Raw genomic sequence first — 24,975 nt, 5'->3', positions numbered from 1 at the left:
TACACTCCGCCCTTACTTATTCGAAAAGATCGATCGCGCGAGGATGTTCAATCCCAGCACTGCGAGCGTGATCAGGAAGACACCGGCCCATGCAAGCGATTGCCATTGCGCAAACGGGCTCATCGCGAACTTGTAGATCGTGACCGGCAGGTTCGCGACCGGCTGGTTCATGTCCATCGAGAAGAACTGATTCGACAATGCCGTGAACAACAGCGGCGCGGTTTCGCCGGCAATGCGCGCAACGCCCAGCAGGACACCGGTGATAATGCCTGCGATCGACGCCTTTAGCGTGATCGACATCACCATCTTCCACTTCGGCGTGCCAAGTGCGAAAGCGGCTTCACGCAGCGCGTTCGGCACGAGTTTCAGCATGTTCTCCGTGGTGCGGATCACGATCGGAATCTGCAACAGCGCGAGCGCGAACACGCCGGCCCAACCGCTGAAGTGCCCCATCTTCGCGACAACCAGCGCATAGACGAACAGACCGACCACGATCGACGGCGCCGACAACAGGATGTCGTTGATGAAACGCGTGATGCTGGCAAGCCAGCCCTTCTGACCGTACTCGGCGAGATAGACGCCTGCCAGAATGCCGATCGGCGTGCCGACGAAAGTTGCGAGCGCAACCAGCATCAGGCTGCCGACAATCGCGTTGGCGAGACCGCCGCCATCGGTGTTCGGCGGCGGCGTGGACTGCGTGAACAATTCGATCGACAGGCCGCCGATACCGAGGCGCAGCGTCGTATAAAGAATCCACACCAGCCACAACAGGCCGAACGCCATGGCCGCGAGCGACATGGTCAGCGCCAGCGCATTCTTCGCGCGGCGGCGGCCTTGCAGACGCACGCGCATTGCTTCGAGCGCGTCGGCATCGTGCGAACCCGGCATATTCAAGGTGGGCTGGCTCATTTCGCGCCCTCCCCTTTTTCGAGGCGAAGCAGCATGATCTTCGAGATTGCCAGCACGATGAAAGTAATCACAAACAGGATCAAGCCGAGCTCCATCAGCGCCGACGTATGCAGACCAGGATCCGCTTCCGCGAATTCGTTGGCGAGCGCCGAGGTAATACTGTTGCCCGGCGAAAACAGCGAGACGTTATCGAGCAGATTGGTGTTGCCGATCACGAACGTGACGGCCATCGTTTCGCCGAGCGCGCGACCGAGGCCGAGCATGACGCCGCCGATCACACCACTCTTGGTGAAGGGCAGCACGATCTTCCACATCACTTCCCAGGTCGTGCAGCCGATGCCGTAGGCCGATTCCTTGAGCAGAACAGGCGTGACTTCGAACACGTCGCGCATCACCGAGGCGATGTACGGAATGATCATGATCGCGAGAATGACCCCGGCGCACAGGATGCCAATGCCGATCGGCGCCCCCTGAAACAGCGCGCCGACGAACGGGATGCCGCCCAGCACGGCGCCGAGGGGCTTCTCGAACCAGGTCGCGAAAATCGGCGCGAACACCAGCAGGCCCCACATGCCGTAGACGATCGACGGGATCGCGGCGAGCAGCTCGATGGCGATGCCAAGCGGCCGGCGCAGCCACGCGGGCGCGAGTTCCGTCAGGAAAAGCGCGATGCCGAAGCTGACAGGCACCGCGATGATGAGTGCAATGAGCGAGGTCGCGATCGTGCCGTAAATGGGCACCAGTGCGCCGAATTGCTTGCTAGGTGGATCCCAGTCGGCGGTCCACAGGAACGAGAGCCCGAACTGCTTGATCGACGGCATGGACGCGACGACCAGTGAAACGATGATGCCGCCGAGCAGCAGCAGGGTGATGATGGCGGCGAGACGGGCAAGGCCGCCGAAAATGACGTCGCCGGCGCGGCTGGGAGCTTTCTGCTGCGACGCGCTGCCGGGCGGTGTCGACCTCGACGCGCCAGACGCTAATTGGATATCGGACATGAGAGCCTGATGGACCTGTTTCCAGTTGCCGCATGACACTTGTCGTGCGGCCGGTGTTGCTGGCTAATGTTCGCTAATGCTGGCTAGTGCCGGGGTAATGCCATTGGCCGTCCTCGACTGAGGACGGCCAATGTCTTGCGCAATGCCTACTGCTTACGGCGTCGCTTAGTCAGCGATAGCCTTGCCAGCCGCGTCCTTCACCTGCGCCTTCCACTTCGTGCGGATTTCCGACACAACCGATTCCGGCAGCGAGATGTAGTCCAGATCGTTCGCAGCCTGCGAGCCATTCTTGAACGCCCAGTCGAAGAACTTCAGCGTTTCCGTGCCTTGCGCCGGCTTGTCCTGCGCCGTGTGCAGCAGCACGAACGTTGCGCCGACGATCGGCCATGCGTTCTTGCCCGGCTCGTTCGTCAGGATCTGGTAGAACGACTTCGACCAGTCCGCGCCCGCTGCCGCTGCCTTGAACGTGTCCGTCTTCGGCTCGACCACCGTGCCCGACGAATTCTTCAGGCCGACGTACGTCATCTTGTTCTGCTTCGCGTACGCCCATTCCACGTAGCCGATTGCGCCCGGCAGACGTTGCACGAAGGCTGCGACGCCGTCGTTGCCCTTGCCGCCCGTACCCGTCGGCCAGTTGACCGTCGAACCTTCACCGACCTTCGACTTCCAGTCAGCGTTGACCTTCGACAGGTAGTTCGTCCAGATGAAGCTGGTGCCCGAACCGTCGGCGCGGCGAACCACGGCGATGTCGGTATCCGGCAGCTTAGCCTTCGGGTTCAGCGCAACGATCGCCGGATCGTTCCACTTCTTGATCTTGCCCAGGTAGATGTCGCCGAGCACTTCGCCCGACAGGGTCAGTTCGCCCGCCGCCACGCCCGGCACGTTGACAACCGGCACCACGCCGCCGACAACCGTCGGGAACTGGAACAGGCCTTCCTTGGCGAGTTCGTCGTCCTTCAGCGGAGCGTCCGAACCGGCGAAGTCGACCGTCTTCGCGATGATCTGCTTGATACCACCCGACGAACCAATACCTTGATAGTTGACCTTGCCGCCACCCGACTTCTGGTAGGCATCAGCCCACTTCGTGTAGATCGGAGCTGCGAAGGTGCTGCCCGCGCCGGTGATGTCTGCGGCTTGCGCTGCCATCGCGAAAAGCGCGCCAGCGACGCCAGCGAACACGGTTTGCATCAATTTCATGAGACCTCCAAGGGTGTGAGCGGTGTGAGCAAATAACACGAACACCGCGAAGCTTAGGGTCTCTTTGTGACAGTAACGTGACTAACCGTGAAACGGATGTGACAGTGGGATTACTAAGGTGAAAGGCGTTTACGCGGAAAAAGCGTCGATTTCGCAGAGTTGCGAGCGTCGCATTACAGATTAGACGAAAAAAATGAGGCGCGAACGTTTGCGCGCGGGTTGGGGTGCGGACATAGGCCGCTTTGCGGGTCGGTTGGCCGAAGGAGCGCCCGGAATATTGGCAGCCCGGCTCGCGCAGGGAGCGGCCAGATGACGGGGCGGCTGACGGGGCGACTCATTGGGAGCCGCCCCGCCACCCCGTGGGCATGCGCAGTTCAGACGGTCGCCTGCTTGACGGCCTCGGCAATCGTTTCGGCATGCCGGACCGCGTCGTTGACGTTTTCCGCTTCGACCATCACACGCAGCACCGGCTCGGTGCCGGATGCGCGGATCAACACGCGGCCGCGTCCATTCAGCGCTTCCTCGGCTTTGCTGATCGCGCCCCGAATCGCAGCGCTGCCCTTCCAGTCCGCGCCCGGCTGCATCCGCACGTTGATCAGCTTCTGCGGGAACAGCGTGACACCTTGGAGCAACTCGGCGAGCGTTTTGTCGCTGCGCTTCATCGCGGCCAGCACCAGCAGGGCCGACACAATGCCGTCGCCGGTCGAATGGCGGTCAAGGGAGAGAATATGGCCGGAGCCTTCCGCCCCCAGCTGCCAGCCGTGCTCGCGTAGCTGCTCGAGCACGTAGCGGTCGCCCACCGCCGCGCGGACAAATTTCACCCCGGATTCCTGCAGCGCGACTTCAACCGCCATATTGGTCATCAAGGTGCCGACCGCGCCTTCCACTTTGCCGTCGGTCGCCATGCGGTCCTTGACCAGCACATACAACAGTTCGTCGCCGTTATACAGGCGGCCTGCCGCATCCACGATCTGCAGCCGGTCGGCGTCGCCGTCGAGCGCGATGCCGAGATCCGCGTGGTTCGCACGCACCGCGCGCACCAGGGCGTCCGGAGCGGTCGCGCCAAAGCCGTCATTGATGTTGAAACCGTTCGGCGCAACGCCGATCGGGATGACATCGGCACCGAGTTCGTGGAACACGTGCGGCGCGACGTCGTACGCGGCGCCGTGCGCGCAGTCGACCACCAGCTTCAGGCCGCGCAAGTCGAACGCTGCCGGAAAAGTGCTCTTGCAAAATTCGATGTAGCGGCCGGCTGCGTCGTCGAGGCGGCGCGCCTTACCGAGCTGCTCGGAGGCGGCGCATGCGAGCGGCAGATCGAGTTGTTCCTCGATCTGCAATTCCACCTCGTCGGGCAGCTTGTTGCCGTCGGCGGAGAAAAATTTGATGCCGTTGTCGTAATAAGGGTTGTGCGACGCGCTGATCACGACGCCCGCGGCAAGCCGCAATGCGCGCGTCAGATACGCGATACCCGGGGTCGGCATCGGGCCGGCCAGCATGACGTCGACGCCGGCTGCGGAAAAACCTGCTTCGAGCGCAGCTTCGAGCATATAGCCGGACACCCGTGTGTCTTTGCCGATCAGCACCGTGGGCCGCGCGCCCGTTCTCGCCCAGCGATCCGCGCCCGCGAGCACCTTACCGGCGGCGTAGCCAAGCCGGAGCACAAACTCCGGCGTAATGGGCCCTTCGCCGACCTTGCCTCGAATCCCGTCCGTTCCGAAATAACGACGTGCCATCTTTTATGTTCCTCCTTGGCTTTTTGGGGTCAGGCACGCGCGCGGCTGTGGTTCGCCGCGTCGCGCATGGCTGCCCATACTTTCAATGCATCCACTGTTTGCGCGACATCGTGCACGCGCAGAATGGCCGCGCCGCGCCCGGCGGCGCACACTGCCGCGGCAATGCTGCCGGCGACGCGCTCCGGCGCCGGACGTCCAACGACCGCGCCGACCATCGACTTGCGTGACATGCCCGCGAGAATCGGATACGGCGACTCGGCGCGCGGCGCCGCATCGGGCAGATGCGCAAGCAGTGCGTAATTGTGTTCAACCACCGACTTGCCGAAGCCGAAGCCCGGATCCACGCTGATACGCGCACGGGCAATGCCCGCCTGCTGCAGTGTTGCCACCCGTGCTTCGAGAAACTGCCGCACCTCGCTCACCACGTCCTGATAGTCGGGTTCACGAAGCTGCATGGTCTGCGGCTCACCCAACATATGCATCACGCACAAACCGCACTCGCTGTCGCGCACTGCATCGACGGCGCCGGGCATCCGGAAGCCCCAGACGTCATTGATCAGATCGGCGCCAGCGGCCAGCGCGCGGCGCATCACTTCCGGCTTGTACGTGTCGACTGACAGCGGCACATTCGCGCCGTGCAGCAGTTCAACCAGTGGGATCACCCGCTCCAGTTCTTCCTCGAGCGGCACGGGCGGTGCGCCCGGGCGGGTCGACTCGCCGCCGATATCGATGATGTCCGCGCCGTCGAGCAGCATGCGTTCGGCCTGGCGCAATGCATCGCCGCGCATCGCGTACTGACCGCCATCGGAAAAAGAATCAGGCGTGACGTTCAGGATGCCCATGACCAGGGGGCGTTCAAAGGTCAGCTTGAAGCGGCCGCATTGCAGCGGTTCGGGAATGGGAAGAGAAGGAAATTCGACTTTCGGCACGTAGCGTTCAATCACGTAAAACAGATAAATGCAAAACGGGCCGGTGTGAAACACACCGGCCCGCACTTTCTACTGGTCGCCTATCAGGCCGGCGCGGTCGCGCTGCCCGGCTTGACCTCGGTGCCCGGGCTACCGCCCGACGAGGCGTCGCTTGCCGACGGCGGCGAGCTCTTCGGCGAACGCGGCGGACGGCCTGCCATGATGTCGTTGATCTGATCGGCGTCGATCGTTTCCCACTCCATCAGTGCGGCGGTCATCGCTTCGACCTTGTCGCGGTTCTCGTCCAGCAGGCGCTTGGCGAGGTTGTACTGCTCGTCCAGCACGCGGCGGATTTCCGCGTCGACCTTTTGCTGCGTCGCTTCCGAAATGGTCCGCGTGAAGCCGCGGCCAAACGGCGTTGCGTCGTTTTCGTCGTCCACGTAGACCATCGGTCCGAGCGCGTCCGTCATGCCGAAGCGAGCCACCATGGCGCGGGCGGTCGCCGTTGCCTTGTTGAAGTCATCCGATGCGCCGGTGCTGATCAGGTTCAGGAACAGCTCTTCCGCGACGCGGCCACCGAACAGGATCGCGAGGCGGTCCAGCAGGTAGTCCTTCGAATACGTTTCGTTGTCATGCTCCGGCAACTGCCACGTGACGCCCAGCGCACGGCCGCGCGGGATGATCGTGACCTTGTGCACCGGATCGGCCTTCGGCAACAGCTTGGCAATGACTGCGTGACCCGATTCGTGATACGCGGTGGCACGCTTCGATTCTTCGCGAATCACGGCCGACTTGCGCTCCGGACCCATGAAAATCTTGTCTTTCGCGTCTTCGAAGTCGTTCATTTCGACGATGCGCTTGCCACGGCGAGCCGCGAACAATGCAGCCTCGTTGACCAGGTTCGCCAGATCGGCGCCGGAGAAGCCCGGCGTGCCGCGTGCGATGACCGCTGCGTCGACGTCGTTCGAAATCGGCACCTTGCGCAGGTGAACCTTCATGATGTGTTCGCGGCCGCGGATGTCCGGCAGACCGACGTACACCTGACGGTCGAAACGGCCCGGACGCAGCAGCGCCTTGTCCAGCACGTCAGAACGGTTCGTGGCAGCGATCACGATCACGCCCGAGTTCGCTTCGAAGCCGTCCATCTCGACCAGCATCTGGTTCAAGGTCTGTTCGCGTTCGTCGTTACCGCCGCCCATGCCGGCGCCGCGATGACGGCCAACCGCGTCGATTTCGTCGATGAACACGATACACGGTGCGTGCTTCTTGGCCTGCTCGAACATGTCGCGCACACGAGCCGCGCCGACACCCACGAACATTTCCACGAAGTCCGAACCCGAGATGCTGAAGAACGGCACCTTCGCCTCACCGGCGATAGCACGCGCCAGCAGCGTCTTACCGGTTCCCGGCGGGCCGACCAGCAGCACGCCGCGCGGAATGCGGCCACCCAGCTTCTGGAACTTCTGCGGATCGCGCAGGAAGTCGACCAGTTCGGAGACTTCTTCCTTGGCTTCGTCGCAACCGGCGACGTCGGTGAAATTGATTGCGTTGTTGTTTTCGTCGATCAGACGTGCACGGGATTTACCGAACGAGAACGCACCGCCTTTCCCACCCCCCTGCATCTGTCGCATCATGTAGAACCAGAACCCGATGATCAGGATCGTCGGTCCGAGGTAATACAGCGCGGACACCAGCGCATTGGGTTCGTCGTCAGCCTTGCCGCTCACCTGAACGCCATACTTCATCAGATCGCCGACCATCCAGATGTCGCCAGGTGACACGATCTGGTACTTCTGGCCGTCTGCTGGAGTGACCGTGAGGTTCCGCCCCTGGACAATGACGTTCTTGACTTTGCCGTTCTTCGCGTCGTCCATGAACTGCGAATAGGAGACACCTTCCTGGACACGGGGCTTGTCGAACTGCTTGAACACCGTAAATAGCACCAGTGCGATAACCAGCCACACTGCTGCTTTCGAAAACATATTGTTGTTCAAAGCACCACTCCTTCACTTAGACGGGCGCCTACATTTGCCTTGCGGCACCACGAAAGCATTCTAATCCAGTCCGCAGACCCCTGCCATAAGGTTTCGCTACCACATAAATAGTGTAGCGGACCATCGGCGCAGCAATTTCCAGCGCCTCGGGCACATTATCGGCAGATGCGGAACCTTCCTGCAGCGCGCCTATGCGGGCCGCTTGAGATGCTTACCCAAAATAAATGTTTCTGACGACTTATCCCGCGAGGCTTTCGGCTTGCGGGCCGCCACCACCTTGAACTGACGCTTGAACTTTTCGACAATCTGGCTATAACCGCTGCCGTGAAAACATTTGACTAAAAGGGCGCCATCCGGCTTCAGGTGGTTTTGCGAGAATTCCATCGCGATATCGCACAGATGCTCGATTCGCGCGGCATCCGCGACCGCCACTCCCGACAGGTTGGGCGCCATATCCGAAATTACAAGATCAACCTGGCGCTCTCCGACTAATTCTTCGAGTTGTTCGAGAACCGAGTCTTCGCGGAAGTCGCCCTGAATGAAGTGGACGTCGGCGATCGGCTCCATCGGCAGAATGTCCAGCGCGATGATCGTGCCGTCGATACCGCCTTCGCGCTCGGCGTCGCGCTGCGCGCCTTTGGCGAGTTTGTTACGGGCGTACTGGCTCCAGCTGCCCGGCACCGAACCGAGGTCGACAATCACCTGACCCGGACGGATCAGCTTGTCCTGCTCGTCGATTTCCTTCAGCTTGTAGGCTGCACGGGCGCGATAGCCCTCCCGCTGCGCCATTTTGACGTACGGGTCGTTGATGTGATCATGCAACCACGCCGTGTTGAACTTGTTTTTTGCCATTAAAGGTGAACTCTTGCTGCGAAATGTGGCGCTTTAGGGGATAATACGCGGTTAATTCGCGCGGCCACCGCCAAAACTGGCAGTCATCCGCGATTCTGTTGTTCTGACGCGCCGCCCTGCGCTATTGGCCGAATCTCTCGGAAATGCAGGTGCCGCCATTTTAGTCGAGTCTCCCACTTTCCATGCCAGCCCTTAAAGTCTCTTCCGACCAACGCGCCGAGTTGCGCTCCCAGGCACATGCGCTCAAACCGGTCGTGCTCGTCGGCGCCGAAGGCTTGACCGACGCTGTGCTGTCGGAAATCAAGGTTCACCTTGGCGCGCATCAACTGATCAAAATCCGCGTATTCGGCGACGAGCGCGAAGAGCGCATCGCCATCTACGAACAAATCTGCGACAAGCTGAACGCCGCGCCGATCCAGCATATCGGCAAGCTGCTGGTGATCTGGAAGCCGGAAGCAGCCGTGCAACCTGCCACCAAGGCCAAGCGCGGCGCCCTGCCGAGCGCTCGCGAAGCGGCTGTCGAAGCCAAACCGGGTAAAGGCCGCGCACCGCGCGTGGTCACGGTGGTAAAGCCCAGCGAAGTCTCGATGCGCAAGCCGAAGGCAAAGGCGGTCGTGGTGCGCGGCAATGAACGTGTCACGCAAGGCGGCAACATCAAGCGCGCCAAGAAGCGCCAGACCAGCGCGAAGCGCGCGCATCAGTCGTCGAAGTAAGCGAATGATGATGGGTGCGGGCGGTGTCCGCACCTTGGCGTGAAGTACTTGGGCAAAACTGCCTGAGTAGCGTCACAAACCAACGCTACAAACCACCGCTACAGACAAAGCCGCTTCAGCAGGCCGCAGCTGAATCACTCAGCTGGTTACTTTCCCCGCGGCGCCACGTGCGCCCTGCTCCGCTGTCACGACGCCCAAGCTTGCCGGCAGCTTCCACACCAGCGCCACGCCCAGCAGGCTTTCGATCAGGTAAAACAGACTCGACACGCCATGCAGGATGCCGAAGCGCGTCGCATAAGCCGAGTGTCCGACATCACTGCCCGCTTCCAGCGCGGCGATGCGCATGGCATTCATGAAAGGCTGCAAGGCAAAGTACCCCACCAGCACGCACACCAGCATACCGGCGATCAACCAGCGCAACCGGCGATAAGCATCGCTGCCGCGACGAACCAGGATGTTCGCCAGAACCAGCAGCAAAATGCCGCACACCGCGCCCAACAGACCCTCGATGCGGAACAGCTGCGCCGCCACGGCGCCTGCCGTCATGCGGTCGAGCGACGTAAACAGCACCGGCGCGACGGCATAGCCAATAGTCAACAGACTACCGACCCACGCCACCGTCAGCAGGCGGAACACACGATGCGGCATCAAGGATACCGGAGCCGCCTTCAAACGTAGCTCACCGCAATGATTTCGTATTCGCGCACGCCGCCCGGCGCCTGCACCGACGCAACGTCGCCTTCCGACTTGCCGATCAAAGCGCGCGCGATAGGCGAGCTGATCGAGATCAAACCGTGGTCGATGTCCGCTTCGTCGTCGCCGACGATCTGATACTTGACCGGTGCGCCCGAATCCAGATCTTCCAGTTCGACAGTCGCGCCGAACACCACGCGCCCGTCCGCTTCGACCGCCGAGGGATCGATCACCTGCGCCCCGGCCAGCTTCGATTCGATTTCGGCAATACGGCCTTCGATAAAGCCCTGCTTTTCCTTCGCCGCGTCGTATTCCGCGTTTTCCGACAGATCGCCCTGGGCACGCGCTTCCGCGATCGAATTGATCACCGAGGGACGCTCAACCGATTTCAGGCGCTGCAATTCATCGCGCAACATTTCCGCGCCGCGCTTCGTCAATGGAACAGTGCTCATAAACAACTCTATGCAAAAAACAGCCGTAAAAAAAATCACCGCGGTTAAGTGCATTCCGCGGGGCTGACGTTCCGGGCAAAAACCCGGGCCACAGCACCTGCGGAACGCCGCTTAACCGCGGCACTTACATCTTGGACAGGTATTCGAAGCCTTAGTTTAGGCGAGCGTGGAGTCCTTGTAAATCATAGACTTCCAGGTTCTTCAAATAGCGCAGACCTTCCACGGCCGCCCGTGCGCCAGACATTGTCGTGTAGTACGTGACCTTGTTCGCCTGGGCGCTCATGCGGATCGAGCGCGAGTCGGCGATCGCCGCACGGGTTTCGTCGACGGTCGTGAAGACCAGCGCGATTTCGCCGTTCTTGATCATGTCGACGATGTGCGGACGCCCGTCCTTCACCTTGTTGACCACCTTGACCGGCACCCCGGCCGCTTCGATCGCGGCAGCCGTACCCTTGGTCGCGACGATCGGGTAGCCGAGTTCGTGCAGCATGCGCGCGACTTCGACGGCCTTCGGCTTGTCGGCGTCCATTACGGTCAGCAGCACCGTGCCCGACTCCGGCAGACGCGAACCTGCCGCGAGTTGCGACTTGAACAGCGCTTCGCCGAACGTCTGACCCACGCCCATCACTTCGCCGGTCGAACGCATTTCCGGTCCGAGCACCGGATCGACCGCCGGGAACTTGACGAACGGGAACACCGCTTCCTTCACGCTGAAGTACGGCGGATCGATTTCTTTCGTCACGCCCTGATCGGCGAGCTTCTGGCCGACCATCGCGCGCGCGGCGATCTTCGCGAGCGGCAGGCTGGTCGCCTTCGACACGTACGGCACCGTACGCGATGCACGCGGATTCACTTCCAGCACGTAGATGACGTCTTCCTTCGACCCATCTGCCTGCGGCACTTGCTGGATCGCGAACTGCACGTTCATCAGGCCGATCACGTTCAGCGCCTTCGCCATTGCGCCGGTCTGGCGCTTCAGCTCAGCAATGGTTTCCTTCGACAGCGAATACGGCGGCAGCGAGCAAGCCGAATCGCCCGAGTGGACGCCCGCCTGTTCGATGTGCTCCATAACGCCGCCGATGAACACGGCTTCGCCATCGGAGATGCAATCCACGTCGCATTCGATTGCGTCGTTGAGGAAGCGGTCGAGCAGCACCGGCGAATCGTTCGACACCTTCACGGCCTCGCGCATGTAGCGCTCGAGGTCACGCGGCTCGTGGACGATTTCCATGGCGCGGCCGCCCAGCACGTACGACGGACGCACCACCAGCGGGTAACCGATTTCTTCGGCGAGCTTGAGCGCTTCGTCTTCAGCACGCGCGGTGCGGTTCGGCGGCTGGCGCAAACCGAGGTCTTGCAGCAGCTTCTGGAAACGCTCGCGGTCTTCCGCGGCGTCGATCATGTCCGGCGACGTGCCGACGATCGGCACACCGTTCGCTTCGAGATCGAGCGCGAGCTTCAGCGGAGTTTGACCGCCGTATTGCACGATCACGCCGACCGGTTTTTCCTTGTCGACGATTTCGAGCACGTCTTCGAGCGTCAGCGATTCGAAGTACAGACGATCGGACGTGTCGTAGTCGGTCGAAACGGTTTCAGGGTTGCAGTTGACCATGATCGTTTCGTAGCCGTCTTCGCGCATGGCGAGCGCGGCGTGCACGCAGCAGTAGTCGAACTCGATACCCTGGCCGATCCGGTTCGGGCCGCCACCCAGCACCATGATCTTCTTGTTGTTCGTGGGGTTCGCTTCGCACTCTTCCTCGTAGGTCGAGTACATGTAGGCGGTTTTCGTGGCGAACTCGGCCGCGCAGGTGTCGACGCGCTTGTAGACCGGGCGCACGTTCAACTCGATACGGCGCTGACGCACTTCCGCCGGCTTCGCGCCGAGCAGCTTCGCGAGACGCCGGTCCGAGAACCCGCTCTGCTTCAGATACTTGAGTTCTTCCTTCGACAGGCTCGCCAGCGTACGGCCAGCCAGCGCCTTTTCCTTCAGGATGATCTGTTCAATCTGCGCGAGGAACCACGGGTCGATCGACGTTTCTTCGAAAATCTCTTCGGCCGTCATGCCGATACGGAACGCGTCGCCGACGTACCAGATGCGATCCGGACCGGCTTCGCCGATCTCGCGGATGATCTCGTCGCGGTTGTCGGTCTTTTCGTCCAGACCGTCCACACCGACTTCCAGACCACGCAGCGCCTTCTGGAACGATTCCTGGAACGTGCGGCCAATGGCCATCACTTCGCCGACCGACTTCATCTGCGTGGTGAGGCGCGAATCGGCTTCGCGGAATTTCTCGAACGCGAAACGCGGGATCTTGGTGACGACGTAGTCGATCGTCGGTTCGAACGATGCCGGGGTCTGGCCGCCGGTGATTTCGTTCTTCAGTTCGTCGAGCGAGTAGCCGACCGCGAGCTTCGCCGCGATCTTGGCGATCGGGAAGCCCGTGGCTTTCGACGCCAATGCCGACGAACGCGACACGCGCGGATTCATTTCGATCACGACCATGCGGCCGTCTTTCGGATTGATCGAGAACTGCACGTTCGAACCGCCCGTATCCACGCCGATTTCGCGCAGCACGGCGAGCGACGCGTTACGCAGGATCTGATATTCCTTGTCCGTGAGCGTTTGCGCCGGCGCGACGGTAATCGAGTCGCCGGTGTGGATGCCCATCGGGTCCAGGTTTTCGATCGAGCAAACGATAATGCAGTTGTCCTTTTTGTCGCGGACCACTTCCATCTCGTACTCTTTCCAGCCGAGCAGCGATTCTTCGATCAGCAGTTCGCGCGTAGGCGACAGATCGAGACCGCGCTTGCAGATCTCTTCGAATTCGTCGCGGTTGTACGCGATGCCGCCGCCCGAACCGCCCAGCGTGAACGATGGACGGATCACAACCGGATAACCGCCGCTGCCCGTTTGCACCGCGATGTCGGCCTGCACCTGCAGCGCTTCTTCCATCGAATGCGCGGTGCCCGATTTGGCCGAACCGAGGCCAATCTTGGTCATCGCGTCTTTGAACTTCTGGCGGTCTTCGGCCTTGTCGATCGCTTCCGGCGACGCGCCGATCAGCTCGACCTTGTACTTCTCCAGCACGCCGTGCGCATGGAGATCCAGCGCGCAGTTCAGCGCGGTCTGGCCACCCATCGTCGGCAGGATCGCGTCCGGGCGCTCCTTGGCGATGATGCGTTCAACCACTTCCCACGTGATCGGCTCGATGTAGGTCACGTCGGCCGTGTTCGGGTCGGTCATGATCGTCGCCGGATTGCTGTTGACGAGAATGACCTTGTAGCCTTCCTCACGCAGCGCCTTGCATGCCTGCGCGCCCGAGTAGTCGAACTCGCACGCCTGGCCGATGATGATCGGACCCGCGCCGATGATGAGGATGCTCTTGATGTCTGTCCGCTTGGGCATAACGCTCTCGCTAATGTATTCCTGAATTCTTTCCGTCGGCGCGCTGCGTTGATACGTTGCGCGCTCTGCTCTGTGTTGTGCGGCTCGCCGTGCTTCGCGTCGATCGCATTGATCGCGCTGCTTGCATGACGAGCCGCGCGCCGCCGGGGCGCTTCACAAGCTATTTATGCCGCTGCGGTCTTACCGGCCTTCTTCGCGTCCATCAACGCAGTGAAGCGGTCGAACAGATAGGCGATGTCGTGCGGACCGGGCGACGCTTCCGGGTGGCCCTGGAAGCAGAACGCCGGCTTGTCGGTCAACGCGAAGCCTTGCAGCGTGCCGTCGAACAGCGAGATGTGCGTGGCCTTGGCATTGGCCGGCAGCGTGTCGGCGTCGACCGCAAAACCGTGGTTCTGCGACGTGATGACCACGCGGCCGTCGTCAAGATCCTTCACCGGATGGTTCGCGCCGTGATGGCCCGTCTTCATCTTCATGGTCTTCGCGCCGACGGCGAGGCCCATGATCTGGTGGCCGAGGCAGATGCCGAAGGTCGGGATGCCGCGTTCGATCAGTTCTTTGGTGGCCTGAATCGCATAATCGCACGGCTCCGGGTCGCCAGGGCCGTTCGACAGGAAGATGCCGTCCGGGTTGAGCGCCAGCGCGTCAGCCGCCGAGGCTTGCGCCGGCAGCACGGTGACGTGGCAGCCGCGCTCGGCCAGCATGCGCAGAATGTTGTACTTCACGCCGTAATCGAACGCGACCACGCGATACTTCGGTGCGTTCTGCGTACCGTAGCCGGAGCCCAGACGCCATTCGGTCTGGTTCCATTCGTAGGTTTCCTTCGTCGACACGACCTTCGCGAGGTCCATACCCGACAAACCCGGGAACGAACGCGCGAGTTCGATTGCCTTCGCTTCGTCATCCGAACCGGCCAGAATGGCGCCGTTCTGCGCACCCTTGTCGCGCAGCACGCGCGTCAGCATGCGGGTGTCGAGACCGGCGATGGCAACCACGCCTTCGTCCTTCAGGTATTGCGGGAGCGTGCGCTCCATGCGGAAGTTCGACGCGAGAACCGGCAGATCACGGATGATCAGGCCGGCGGCATGGACTTTCGTGGCTTCGACGTCTTCGGCATTCACGCCGACGTTACCGATATGCGGATACGTGAGGGTCACGATCTGGCGCGCGTAGCTCGGGTCAGTCAGGATTTCCTGATAGCCGGTGATAGCGGTGTTGAACACGACTTCGCCGATCGTATGCCCGGGGGCGCCGATCGAGTAACCACGAAAGACCGTGCCGTCGGCGAGTGCGAGCAAAGCGGGAGAAAATGACGGCAACACGGGAGACTCCTTGGGGAACACCCTGTTGCCGACCTGTCTATCCGACTGCGAGCCGCAGCGAAACGCATCGAGAGGATGCGCGCGCAGACTCGCTCGCGTACTGCTGGTGACGTCGCAAGGGGCGCGATGGGTCCATTGTGTGGACGGATCGGCTGGGTGCGGGGCGTCAAAAGCGCGCGGCGGATGAACGGTATGGGAGAGGTAGGCGCTAGGGTGCGGGTTGATAAGCTCAAACCTTGGAATTATAGCGCGAAACTACCCTTCCCTCCAAATCCGAGATGGGGAGCCGGCGTAGCCGGGTACGGCCTGAAACGGGTCGAAGCCTTACGGAACGTGGCGCCGAAGCCGCCGGACAAAGTTTGCACGGGCCAGAATCGGGATAGAAGCGGTAAATATGACACCGCCTTCGCAAACCCTGCACAACCGCCTTAGGCCTGCTGTTCCGCGGACACCTGTGCGGGCTGAAGTCGTGCGCGGCCGGGCAATACGTACCAAAGCGCGCTCAACACCTGCAACGCCACCAGAATGCCCCAGGCGCTCAGATGCGCGGCCGCCGGATAATGCCCTTCATTGGCCGGCCAGCGCGACAGCACCGCCCCAACGCCGATCTGGAAGCCGAAAATCAGCAGAAAGATGATCAGCGTCAGCGTGGTATTCACCCGGCCGATCATCTGCGCCGGGAAATGGCGAGCCATGACCGCGTAACTGAGAATGCCGGTGCCGCCGAAAACCCCGTATGCCGCCCACAGCAGGCTCGCTGGCAGCGGCACGTTGAACATGATCAGCAACTGGGTCAACACGTAAAGCGCCATGCCGATACCGCAAAACACATATAACGAAATTCCGCGCCGCTCCAGCCCGCGCGCGGCCGCGCCGAATCCGACGCAACCGGCCATCATCGCAAAGCCGAGAATCGACACCAGCGACGCGGCTTCACGAGGCGCAAAACCCTGTACGTCGCGCAGCCAGGCGCCGACCCATAGCGACTGCATCGCGTAGAACACGCCTTGCGTGACGATGGAGAACGACCCGATCTTCCAGAACGCCGCGCTTCTCAGGATCTGCAGGGTGCCTTTGAACTGCGCGCCGATGCCGGCCTGGCGGTGGGTTTCCCTGGCGTCAGGTGCAAGCGTCCACTGCGCGAGCGCCACCACCACCGTCATCAGGCCCAGACCGACACAAACCGCGCGCCAACTGGCGAAGCTCAGCACCCACGTGAGCGGCGAGCCGACCATCACGCCGCCGAAGCCGCCGATCGCCATCACGAGCCCGTTCATCAACGGCAGACGCCCTGGCTCGAAATGCTGCGCCAACGCCTTGAAGGCTGCACCAAGACATACCGAGACGCCGACGCCGATCAGCAGCCGCCCGACCATCATCATGCCGACGCTGTGCGCCGCGCCGAACACCCATATTCCGAGCGCGGCAAACATCATGGTGGCCGCCGTCACCCGACGCGCGCCGTAATGATCGAGCAGTACTCCGGCCGGGATCTGCGCGCCCGCGAAACCGAGGAAATACAGACTGGTCAGCAAACCGAGATCCGTGGCCGACAAACCGAGATCGTGCGTGATGAAGGGCGCAAAGCCGAGATTCACGCCGCGAAATACGTAAGAAACGAAGTAGCCGGCGGAGAACAGGAGAAAAACGCGCAACTGGGTCGACGACATAACGTTTGAAATGAGCGACCGACTTTGGCCTAAGCACGCAAGATAAATGAAACGGGCGAACTTCGCCTGAATTGATCTGCAGAATGAAAAACGCCGTCACCACTGGTGACGGCGTCGGAATAACACGGTGCGTGATCGGAGCGCAATTCACGCGTTGCCCCCGCAACGCATGTGGTCACTACCGTGGTGGCCGCTTTTGGTCTACTTACCCTTCTTCGCGTTGGCCGCGGTCTTCGGGCGGCTATCTGCCGCGGCCTTCGACGCCTTGCTGGACGTGGAAGCCGACACCTTCGTCACCTTGCCCTTGCTGGCACTGGACGTTGTCGGCTTGCTGACTTTACCTACCGGCTCGGACACCTTGACCACGGCGGCACGGCCACGACCCTTCTTCTTATCGTAGCGCGAATCGCCCCTCGTGTCTGCGACGCGGGTGCCGATCTTCTCGACGCCGCCGCCTTGCACGTCGGTTGCGATGCGCTCAGGGCCCGGCTCGCTCGGCATGGCCTTGCCAACCGGCACGTGCAGCACGATCACCTGCCCACGCGAAACCTGATCGCGATGCGTGCGATTCCACGCCTTCAACTGACCGATCGAGACGCCGTAACGCACTGCGATGGCAGCCATGGACTGATTGCGGCGCACGCGGATCAACATCTTGCGGGTGTCGGGGACATCCGGCTCCATGGCCAGCACCGCGGTTTCAGCGACGTCGGCGCTAATGTCTTCGTCGTCGTCCGAACCACGCGGCACCACGATCGTCGAGCCCGGTTTCAGACGCATGCCGGCCGGAATCTTGTTCACTTCCATCAACGTGTCGGCGTCGACACCGATCTTTTGCGCAATCGCCGCCGGTGCGGCACGCTCGGTGACGGTGTACGTGGTCCACGACGACAGCGAACCGGAGTACGCCTTCAGATTGCGTTCGAACGCGCTTGCATTGTCGAACGGCAGCAGGATCTGCGGCTGGGTAGCACCGAGAATCACCGGTTTTCTGAACGACGGGTTCAGCGAGCGGAATTCATCCGGAGAGAGATTCGCGAGCTTCGCCGCCGTGTCCACGTCGATGTCGTGCGAGGTCGTGACCGTGACGAAATACGGGTGGTTCGGGATCGACGGCAGCGTGAGCCCGTACATCTGCGGGTTCATTACGATGTTCTTCACCGCCTGCAGCTTGGGTACGTAGTTGCGCGTCTCGTTCGGCATGCGCAGGCTGAGGTAGTCGGTAGGCAGTCCCGCCGCCTCGTTGCGCGCGATCGCGCGCTGCACGTTGCCCTCACCCCAGTTGTAGGCGGCAAGCGCCAGTTGCCAGTCGCCGAACATGTCATGCAGGCGCGACAGATAGTCGAGCGCGGCGCTGGTCGAAGCCAGCACGTCGCGGCGCTCGTCCTGCCACATGTTCTGCTTGAGGTTGTACGTGCGGCCCGTGCCCGGCATGAACTGCCACATGCCTGCAGCCTTCGCCACCGACAAAGCCTGCGGGCTATACGCGGATTCGATGAACGGCAGCAACGCGAGCTCGGTCGGCATGTGGCGCGCTTCGAGCTCTTCGACGATGTGGTACAGATATTTCTGCGAGCGCTCGGTCATGCGCTGCACGTAGTCCGGGCGCTGCGCATACCAGTTGACCTGCATGTCGACGAGGTCGGTTTGCAGATCCGGCATTTGAAAACCACGGCGAATACGGCCCCAAAGATCGGCGTCCGCGCTCGTCAGTTGATTGACCGAACCCTGGTCGACATTGATCGTTTCTTTGGCGGTGGCTGTCTTGCGAAGGGCGTCAGCTACGGCTTGCTGACTGGCGGGATTAGTTGCGGTGGTGGGGCTATTCGTTGTCGGTCCCTGACTCGCGCAAGCGGCGAGTGTCAGGACCAATAACGCACTAAAGATAAATCGCATGAACGTCTCGGCTTCCACAAGGGCTGGAATTTGCAGCCGATAGTACGAAACGGCAACGTTTACGTCAATCGGAAAATGACGAAAAAAATCAAGGAAATCTAGGGCTTGGCGAATTTTTCCGATTCTTCGCGTGAGGAATACCCTGATGGCCGTCGGGTCAACGGAAGCGATTTTTCCACTCGCGCATTAGCGTAAATGCCGTCAAACGATCGGGCACTTTTTCATGCAACTGCTCTTGCAAGCATGCCTGAATCGCCGGATTGTCAGCGCGCAAAAACGGATTCACGGCGCGTTCATGGGCGATCGTGGTCGGCAGTGTCGGCACATGGCGTGCGCGCAATTCGCTCGCCTTGTCACGCCAGGCTTGCAGTTCGGCGTTGCCCGGCTCGCAGGCGAGCGCGAAGCGGATGTTCGACAAGGTGTATTCGTGCGCGCAATGCACTTCGGTCGCGCCCGGGAGCGCGGCCAGCGAATCCAGCGAGGCCAGCATCTGCGTGGGCGTACCTTCGAACAGCCGGCCACAGCCACACGCGAACAGCGTGTCGCCGCAAAACACGTGCGGCGTGCCGCGCGGATCGGCCGCCTGAAAATAGGCGATATGACCGCTCGTGTGACCGGGCACGTCGAGCACATCGAACTCGAGTGCGGGCGCCGCAATCGTCACATGATCGCCGTTTTCAAGACGGTGCGTGAGATGCTGGATCGCTTCACCGGCGGGGCCGTACACGGGAACGGCCTGGCCGTTCAGCAGATCGGCCACCCCACCGACATGGTCTTGATGATGGTGCGTGAGTAAAATAGCGCTCAGCCGCCAACCCCGTTTCGCCAGATATGCGCGCACGGGGGCGGCCTCACCCGGATCGACGACCGCCGCATGATGCCCGTCGGAAACGACCCAGATGTAATTGTCTTCAAACGCCGGGACCGGTACGTACTCGAGCGCATTCATAGGCGACGCATTCTCTGATATGACTGATCGAGCGATTATAGACTGGCCTGCCTGGACCGATTCGCCCCCCGGCCGCTACGTACTCGAGTGGGAACAGACCCAGCTCGATCGCGTGGTGTCCGACGTATTCGGCTACCATGCGCTGCAACTCGGCCTGCCGCAGCTCGACGCCTTGCGCGAAAACCGCATGCCGTGCCGCGGGCTCGTGCTCGACGCAGCGAGCGGCGCGAGTGCGCCCTATACGTTGCCGCGCGGCCCGGGGCATGCCGGGCATGGCGCTGGGAATGGCCTGAGGAGCGGCGCCGCGCAAGGTCTGCCCGCGGGCCTGCCGGCACCGGCGGGGCGCAGCGCGGTCTGGTGCGATCTGCTCGATCTGCCGTTCGAAGCACAGAGCGTCGATCTGATCGTCATGCCGCACACGCTGGAATTCACGAGCGACCCGCACCGCCTGCTGCGCGAAGCCGAACGCGTGCTGATGCCCGAAGGCCAGTTGATCATTCTCGGCTTCAATTCGCTGTCGCTGTGGGGCGCGCGCCAATCGGTCGGCAAGGTGACCGGGCGGCCGTTCGTGCCCGCGGCCGTCGACCTGATCGCCTTCACGCGCCTGAAAGACTGGATCAAACTGCTGGGCTTCGACCTTGAACGCGGGCGCTTCGGCTGCTATCGTCCGCCGCTCGCCAGCGATCAATGGCTGTCCCGCTATGGTTTCATGGAAGCCGCCGGCGACCGCTGGTGGCCGATTTTCGGCGCTACCTACATGATCAAGGCGATCAAGCGCGTGCGCGGCATGCGCCTCGTCGGCCCGCTGAAAGTGAAGAAACCCGTCCTTGCCGCGGGCCTTGCGCCCGCCACCCCGAACACACGCAACCACACTCAATGACTTCCGACATCATCGATATTTATACCGACGGCGCCTGCAAGGGCAACCCCGGCCCCGGCGGCTGGGGCGCGCTGCTGCGCTTCGGCGACCAGGAAAAAGAACTGTTCGGCGGTGAACCCAACACCACCAACAACCGCATGGAACTGATGGGCGTGATCGCCGCGCTCGAGGCGCTCAAGCGTCCTTGCAAAGCCGTCGTGCACACCGACTCGCAGTATGTGCAGAAAGGCATCAGCGAATGGATTCATGGCTGGAAGAAAAAAGGCTGGATCACCGCCGCGAAGCAGCCGGTGAAGAACGCCGATCTCTGGAAGCGGCTCGATGCACTCGTCGCGCAGCACGAGATCGAATGGCGCTGGGTGCGCGGTCACAACGGACACCCGGAAAACGAGCGCGCGGATCAACTGGCCAATCGCGGCGTCGCGTCGCTCGCGCAGGTGTGATGCGTGCCGTCATGCCCGCTGCAACACTGGCGCGCGCCCTCCTTCTTTTGCTGATTTTTTAGAGCAGGCTAATCCGACATGCGTCAACTCATCCTCGACACCGAAACCACCGGCCTGAATGCACGAACCGGCGACCGGATTCTTGAACTCGGTTGCGTCGAAATGGTGAATCGCCGGCTCACCGGCAACAACCTGCATTTCTACATCAACCCGGAGCGCGACAGCGATCCGGGCGCTTTGGCCGTTCACGGGCTGACCACCGAGTTCCTGAGCGACAAGCCGAAGTTTGCCGAGATCGCCGATCAGATTCGCGACTTCATTCAGGACGCGGATCTGATCATTCACAACGCGCCGTTCGACATCGGCTTTCTCGATGCCGAATTTGCACTGCTGGGTTTGCCGCCGGTGAAAACCTACTGCGGCGAGATCATCGATACCCTGGCGCGCGCCAAGCAGATGTTCCCGGGCAAGCGCAATTCACTCGACGCGCTGTGCGACCGCTTCGGCATCAGCAACGCACACCGCACCCTGCACGGCGCACTGCTCGACTCGGAACTGCTCGCCGAGGTGTATCTGGCGATGACACGCGGCCAGGAAAGCCTCGTCATCGACATGCTCGGCGATTCACACGGTGGCGGCGACGCGCACGCGCCGCGCATCGCAATCGATTCGCTGAATCTGGTCGTGATTGCCGCGAGCGACGACGAAGTCGCCGAACATCAGGCCGTGCTCGACGGCCTCGACAAAGCGGTCAAGGGCACGAGCGTGTGGCGCCTTGCTCCATCGCCGGCTGCGGATGAGCAAACCGCTTAAAAAACACTAGACGACTCGGAAAATCCCTGACATAATTCGGCTCTCTTCGGGTGGTTAGCTCAGCGGTAGAGCACTGCCTTCACACGGCAGGGGTCACAGGTTCAATCCCTGTACCACCCACCAGAATTTACTGGGTTCCGAAGAACCACAAAAGAAAGCCCTCGAACTTGAGTCGAGGGCTTTTTTGTTTTTGCCTCGTTTTTGCCTGTGCACGGCAGAACGATCACTCAGGTGTACGCACGTTAATACGTGCCCTCATGCGCGCTAGCGCATGCTTCAATTCGAAGTCAACACCGAACTTTCGTACGATTGCGGCCGCCAAATACTGCTGATATAGTCAGTTTTCGGGCACTCGCCCCGTCTATTTTTCCACCTCTTTCGACTACAGGGAGGCGTCACATGTTCACAGTGCATATCGCCGTCCCTGGGATGTCCTCACGGCCATTCTCGCGACCTTAACTCCGTCGCGTTGTCGCTCACGCGGTTCTGCCTGAACAGGCCGTCCGCGAAAATCCCAGACAGTCCGTAGTCCCATTGCCGGCGTCGTCATCGACATTTTCCGGCTTGCTTGACTGTCTCTTCCTTTCGCTTCTGACTGGAACCTCGGTCCGCTCGCGCGTCACCGAGTCGTGGCAAATGACCAGAAAAAAACTCGACCTTCGCGGACACGCCTTCAGGAATGTCCTCGGCTTCACCTTCCGTCACTGGGTCAAACAACCCTGGCGCATCTTCGCGATTGCCGCGCTGGTGCTGCTCTCGGCATTGGCCGACGTACTCACGCCGCTGTTCGCCGGACGGCTCGTCGATGCCATCGCGTCCGGCTCGGCCGGCGACGCCGTCGCATGGAACGCGGCCATCACGGCCTTCGGCGTGCTGAGCGCGCTGGGGCTCGGCGCCGAGCTGCTTCGCCAGGGCACGTACTTCAACCTCATCAGGCTGACGCTCAAAATGATGAGCGAGATCGCGTCGAACGCGTTTCATCGCGTGCAACGCTTTTCGACCGACTGGCACGCCAACAGCTTTGCCGGATCCACGGTGCGCAAGATCACGCGCGGCATGTGGGCGCTCGATCTGCTCAACGACACGCTGCTGGTCGCGCTGTTGCCGTCGCTGGTGATGCTGCTCGGCTCAACGGTGCTGCTCGGCTGGCGCTGGCCGATGATGGGCGCGGTCGTCGGTATCGGTTCCGTGCTGTATATCGCGATAACCGTGATCGTGTCGCTCGGTTTCGTGGCGCCCGCCGCGCGCCTCGCCAACGCATGGGACACCCGCATGGGCGGCGCCCTCGCCGACGCAGTCAGCTGCAATGGCGTGGTAAAAGCGTTCGGCGCCGAAGAGCGCGAAGAAGCCCTGCTCGACCGCGTGATCGTCAAGTGGCGTCATCGCACGCGCCGCACATGGATTCGCGGCACGATCAACGGCGGCTTGCAAGGCGGCATGCTGGTGGCAATCCAGGCCGCCATTCTCGGCGCCGCGTTGCTGTTGTGGGTGCGCGGCGAAGCGAGTGTCGGCGACATCACGTTCGCGTTGACGATGTTCTTCATGCTGCAAGGCTATCTGCGCGATGTCGGCATGCACATCCGCAATCTGCAGCGTTCGGTCAACGACATGGAAGAACTGGTATCGCTGGAGAATCAGCCGCTGGGCATCGAGGATCGGCCCGGCGCGGGCCCGATCGCGATCGGCAAAGGCGAAATTCGCTTCGAGCACGTCACCTTCCATTACGGTGCGAAGGCCACGCCGCTCTACGAGAATTTCTCCGTGCGCATCGCGCCGGGAGAACGCGTGGGGCTGGTCGGGCACTCGGGTTCCGGGAAGACGACCTTCATCAAGCTGATCCAGCGGCTGTACGACATTTCGGAAGGCCGGATCACGATCGACGGTCAGGACATCGCCCGTGTGCGGCAGGCTTCGTTGCGCAGCCAGATCGCGATCGTTCAGCAGGAGCCGTTGCTGTTTCACCGCTCGCTGGCGGAGAACATCGCCTATGCGCGGCCCGATGCGAGCCGTGCCGAGATCGAGCGCGCTGCGAGGCTCGCCAATGCGCACGACTTTATCGCGACGCTGCCTCAAGGTTACGACACGCTGGTGGGCGAACGCGGCATCAAGCTTTCCGGTGGCGAGCGTCAGCGCGTGGCGATCGCACGGGCGTTCCTCGCAGACGCGCCGATCCTGATTCTGGACGAAGCGACCTCGAGCCTCGACAGCGAAAGCGAAGTGCTGATCCAGCAAGCCATGGAGCGGCTGATGATGGGCCGCACGACGCTGGTGGTGGCACACCGCCTTTCCACCGTGCGGGCGCTCGACAGGCTGCTGGTGCTGGACAAGGGCAAAGTCATCGAGGAAGGCAGTCACGACGCCTTGATCAGACTCGAGGGCGGCCTTTACCGGCGGTTATTCGAACGTCAGGCGCTGGAGTTGATCAAGGGACTAGGCGATCCGGAGGTCACGCGCAAGACCGATGGCGCAAAGGCGAATCGGCTCGATGATTCAAGCCTGGTGGTCGAGAAGTAAATTGCGGAGAAGCGTGCGGAACGTCATGCGCAAGGCGCCGGTAACAGGCGTTTTCCGCTGGCGTGACGCACGCCCCTGCAAACATCAGCTCAACGCGCCGCGGCTAAACCACGCCCGTGGGCAGCCCAATACCGCGCGCCATGCCGCTAGCCGCAAACACCATCAACACCAGCAGCACGGTCTGGATCACGCTGAAACGCGCATACGTACGCGCTTTCTTCAAGTCGGGCGGAGCGCCGTTTCTGATCGCGGCACGCCAGCGCATCAAGCCGAGCATCGTCGGCACTTCAAGGATGAGGATCAGCACGAGCAGCGTCATCTTGGCGTGAAAAAGCGGCTCGTGAAGGTAATAGTCGGCGCCCTTTTCGAAACCACCGAAGGCGCGCATCAGACCGGTGACGATCAACACCAACGCTGAAAGGCCCCACCGGGCGTCGGAGCGAAATACGGATCGCAAAGCAGCGGGCACGCTGGCTCGTCGCAATGACCAGGTGCGCCGGAGAATCGACGCGAGGGCAAAACCATAAGCCAGCAGATGAATGGCGGCAAGCAACCAGCGAACCAGCATAGCGACTCCTGGAAACGACGCAATACGATCGATGTGTGTCTCACCCACCACCGAAACGCCGGGCTGCA

General features: G+C 61.8%; 20 protein-coding genes and 1 tRNA gene. 6 read left to right on the top strand and 15 right to left on the bottom strand.

The features are described from left to right. Positions 1-12: 12 nt before the first annotated feature. The 7 genes from pstA to BCY88_RS10800 form a co-directional block, all read right to left on the bottom strand. The gene (gene pstA, locus BCY88_RS10835; protein ID WP_120344240.1) at positions 13-909 is read right to left on the bottom strand and encodes a phosphate ABC transporter permease PstA; all 897 of its coding nucleotides are present in this window, start codon (positions 907-909) and stop codon (positions 13-15) included. Beyond that, a complete protein-coding gene (gene pstC, locus BCY88_RS10830; RefSeq protein WP_120344239.1) occupies positions 906-1,907 on the bottom strand; it encodes a phosphate ABC transporter permease PstC in 1,002 nt (333 codons plus the stop codon). Before pstC ends, pstA begins: the two co-directional genes overlap by 4 nt. 165 nt (positions 1,908-2,072) lie before the next feature. Beyond that, positions 2,073-3,104, bottom strand: coding sequence for a phosphate ABC transporter substrate-binding protein PstS (gene pstS / locus BCY88_RS10825; RefSeq protein ID WP_120344238.1), 1,032 nt, complete (start codon positions 3,102-3,104; stop codon positions 2,073-2,075). A 374-nt stretch (positions 3,105-3,478) separates the two neighbouring features. Then, the gene (gene glmM, locus BCY88_RS10815) at positions 3,479-4,837 is read right to left on the bottom strand and encodes a phosphoglucosamine mutase (RefSeq protein ID WP_120344237.1); all 1,359 of its coding nucleotides are present in this window, start codon (positions 4,835-4,837) and stop codon (positions 3,479-3,481) included. Positions 4,838-4,866: 29 nt separating this feature from the next. Continuing rightward, complete coding sequence (gene folP / locus BCY88_RS10810) at positions 4,867-5,766, bottom strand: dihydropteroate synthase (RefSeq protein ID WP_120344296.1); 900 nt, start codon at positions 5,764-5,766, stop codon at positions 4,867-4,869. Positions 5,767-5,849: 83 nt separating this feature from the next. Further along, positions 5,850-7,739, bottom strand: a complete 1,890-nt coding sequence (gene ftsH, locus BCY88_RS10805; protein ID WP_054036261.1) for an ATP-dependent zinc metalloprotease FtsH — start codon at positions 7,737-7,739, stop codon at positions 5,850-5,852. Between the two features lie 189 nt (positions 7,740-7,928). Then, positions 7,929-8,591 (bottom strand): RlmE family RNA methyltransferase, encoded by a 663-nt coding sequence (locus BCY88_RS10800; RefSeq protein ID WP_120344236.1) that lies wholly within the window; start codon positions 8,589-8,591, stop codon positions 7,929-7,931. Positions 8,592-8,773: 182 nt separating this feature from the next. On the opposite strand from BCY88_RS10800, the gene BCY88_RS10795 reads away from it, so the two are divergent. Next, positions 8,774-9,304 (top strand): YhbY family RNA-binding protein, encoded by a 531-nt coding sequence (locus BCY88_RS10795; protein ID WP_120344235.1) that lies wholly within the window; start codon positions 8,774-8,776, stop codon positions 9,302-9,304. Positions 9,305-9,442: 138 nt separating this feature from the next. On the opposite strand, the gene BCY88_RS10790 is transcribed toward BCY88_RS10795, so the two are convergent. From BCY88_RS10790 to gloB, 7 genes are all read right to left on the bottom strand, one after another. Then, a complete protein-coding gene (locus BCY88_RS10790; RefSeq protein WP_120344295.1) occupies positions 9,443-9,952 on the bottom strand; it encodes a DUF4149 domain-containing protein in 510 nt (169 codons plus the stop codon). 20 nt (positions 9,953-9,972) lie between these two features. Beyond that, a complete protein-coding gene (greA, locus tag BCY88_RS10785) occupies positions 9,973-10,449 on the bottom strand; it encodes a transcription elongation factor GreA (RefSeq protein ID WP_120344234.1) in 477 nt (158 codons plus the stop codon). 151 nt (positions 10,450-10,600) lie between these two features. Further along, positions 10,601-13,855 (bottom strand): carbamoyl-phosphate synthase large subunit, encoded by a 3,255-nt coding sequence (carB, locus tag BCY88_RS10780; protein WP_120344233.1) that lies wholly within the window; start codon positions 13,853-13,855, stop codon positions 10,601-10,603. 164 nt (positions 13,856-14,019) lie between these two features. Beyond that, a complete protein-coding gene (gene carA / locus BCY88_RS10775; protein WP_120344232.1) occupies positions 14,020-15,174 on the bottom strand; it encodes a glutamine-hydrolyzing carbamoyl-phosphate synthase small subunit in 1,155 nt (384 codons plus the stop codon). Between the two features lie 428 nt (positions 15,175-15,602). Then, positions 15,603-16,844 carry an MFS transporter gene (locus tag BCY88_RS10770; RefSeq protein ID WP_120344231.1) on the bottom strand — a complete coding sequence of 414 codons (1,242 nt, stop codon included), beginning with the start codon at positions 16,842-16,844 and terminating at the stop codon, positions 15,603-15,605. Between the two features lie 201 nt (positions 16,845-17,045). Further along, complete coding sequence (locus BCY88_RS10765) at positions 17,046-18,740, bottom strand: transglycosylase SLT domain-containing protein (RefSeq protein ID WP_120344230.1); 1,695 nt, start codon at positions 18,738-18,740, stop codon at positions 17,046-17,048. 157 nt (positions 18,741-18,897) lie between these two features. After that, positions 18,898-19,689, bottom strand: a complete 792-nt coding sequence (gene gloB / locus BCY88_RS10760; protein WP_120344229.1) for a hydroxyacylglutathione hydrolase — start codon at positions 19,687-19,689, stop codon at positions 18,898-18,900. A gap of 19 nt (positions 19,690-19,708) precedes the next feature. On the opposite strand from gloB, the gene BCY88_RS10755 reads away from it, so the two are divergent. The 5 genes from BCY88_RS10755 (at position 19,709) to BCY88_RS10735 (ending at position 24,339) form a co-directional block, all read left to right on the top strand. Beyond that, complete coding sequence (locus BCY88_RS10755) at positions 19,709-20,569, top strand: class I SAM-dependent methyltransferase (protein ID WP_120344228.1); 861 nt, start codon at positions 19,709-19,711, stop codon at positions 20,567-20,569. Beyond that, complete coding sequence (gene rnhA / locus BCY88_RS10750) at positions 20,566-21,012, top strand: ribonuclease HI (RefSeq protein ID WP_028199171.1); 447 nt, start codon at positions 20,566-20,568, stop codon at positions 21,010-21,012. Before BCY88_RS10755 ends, rnhA begins: the two co-directional genes overlap by 4 nt. 78 nt (positions 21,013-21,090) lie before the next feature. Further along, a complete protein-coding gene (gene dnaQ, locus BCY88_RS10745) occupies positions 21,091-21,825 on the top strand; it encodes a DNA polymerase III subunit epsilon (RefSeq protein WP_120344227.1) in 735 nt (244 codons plus the stop codon). A 48-nt stretch (positions 21,826-21,873) separates the two neighbouring features. Then, positions 21,874-21,948: transfer RNA gene (locus BCY88_RS10740), tRNA-Val, on the top strand. 513 nt (positions 21,949-22,461) lie between these two features. Beyond that, positions 22,462-24,339 carry an ABC transporter ATP-binding protein gene (locus tag BCY88_RS10735; RefSeq protein WP_120344226.1) on the top strand — a complete coding sequence of 626 codons (1,878 nt, stop codon included), beginning with the start codon at positions 22,462-22,464 and terminating at the stop codon, positions 24,337-24,339. A gap of 103 nt (positions 24,340-24,442) precedes the next feature. Here BCY88_RS10735 and BCY88_RS10730 read toward each other — a convergent pair whose 3' ends face one another. Next, entirely contained in the window at positions 24,443-24,907 is a 465-nt protein-coding gene (locus BCY88_RS10730) for a DUF2214 family protein (protein WP_120344225.1), read from the bottom strand. Between the last annotated feature and the right edge of the window lie 68 nt (positions 24,908-24,975).

The organism is Paraburkholderia fungorum, from assembly GCF_003610895.1.
GTDB classification, from domain to species: domain Bacteria; phylum Pseudomonadota; class Gammaproteobacteria; order Burkholderiales; family Burkholderiaceae; genus Paraburkholderia; species Paraburkholderia fungorum_B.
The sequence above is the reverse complement of the archived record's forward strand: the minus strand, read 5'-3'. Positions and strand labels throughout refer to the sequence as shown.

Excerpts from the sequence above, each read along its gene's own strand:
- pstA (WP_120344240.1), bottom strand. The coding sequence starts at position 909 with ATGAGCCAGCCCACCTTGAATATGCCGGGTTCGCACGATGCCGACGCG.
- pstC (WP_120344239.1), bottom strand. The coding sequence starts at position 1,907 with ATGTCCGATATCCAATTAGCGTCTGGCGCGTCGAGGTCGACACCGCCC.
- pstS (WP_120344238.1), bottom strand. The coding sequence starts at position 3,104 with ATGAAATTGATGCAAACCGTGTTCGCTGGCGTCGCTGGCGCGCTTTTC.
- glmM (WP_120344237.1), bottom strand. The coding sequence starts at position 4,837 with ATGGCACGTCGTTATTTCGGAACGGACGGGATTCGAGGCAAGGTCGGC.
- BCY88_RS10800 (WP_120344236.1), bottom strand. The coding sequence starts at position 8,591 with ATGGCAAAAAACAAGTTCAACACGGCGTGGTTGCATGATCACATCAAC.
- BCY88_RS10795 (WP_120344235.1), top strand. The coding sequence starts at position 8,774 with ATGCCAGCCCTTAAAGTCTCTTCCGACCAACGCGCCGAGTTGCGCTCC.
- BCY88_RS10790 (WP_120344295.1), bottom strand. The coding sequence starts at position 9,952 with ATGCCGCATCGTGTGTTCCGCCTGCTGACGGTGGCGTGGGTCGGTAGT.
- greA (WP_120344234.1), bottom strand. The coding sequence starts at position 10,449 with ATGAGCACTGTTCCATTGACGAAGCGCGGCGCGGAAATGTTGCGCGAT.
- carB (WP_120344233.1), bottom strand. The coding sequence starts at position 13,855 with ATGCCCAAGCGGACAGACATCAAGAGCATCCTCATCATCGGCGCGGGT.
- BCY88_RS10770 (WP_120344231.1), bottom strand. The coding sequence starts at position 16,844 with ATGTCGTCGACCCAGTTGCGCGTTTTTCTCCTGTTCTCCGCCGGCTAC.
- BCY88_RS10765 (WP_120344230.1), bottom strand. The coding sequence starts at position 18,740 with ATGCGATTTATCTTTAGTGCGTTATTGGTCCTGACACTCGCCGCTTGC.
- gloB (WP_120344229.1), bottom strand. The coding sequence starts at position 19,689 with ATGAATGCGCTCGAGTACGTACCGGTCCCGGCGTTTGAAGACAATTAC.
- BCY88_RS10755 (WP_120344228.1), top strand. The coding sequence starts at position 19,709 with ATGACTGATCGAGCGATTATAGACTGGCCTGCCTGGACCGATTCGCCC.
- rnhA (WP_028199171.1), top strand. The coding sequence starts at position 20,566 with ATGACTTCCGACATCATCGATATTTATACCGACGGCGCCTGCAAGGGC.
- dnaQ (WP_120344227.1), top strand. The coding sequence starts at position 21,091 with ATGCGTCAACTCATCCTCGACACCGAAACCACCGGCCTGAATGCACGA.
- BCY88_RS10735 (WP_120344226.1), top strand. The coding sequence starts at position 22,462 with ATGACCAGAAAAAAACTCGACCTTCGCGGACACGCCTTCAGGAATGTC.
- BCY88_RS10730 (WP_120344225.1), bottom strand. The coding sequence starts at position 24,907 with ATGCTGGTTCGCTGGTTGCTTGCCGCCATTCATCTGCTGGCTTATGGT.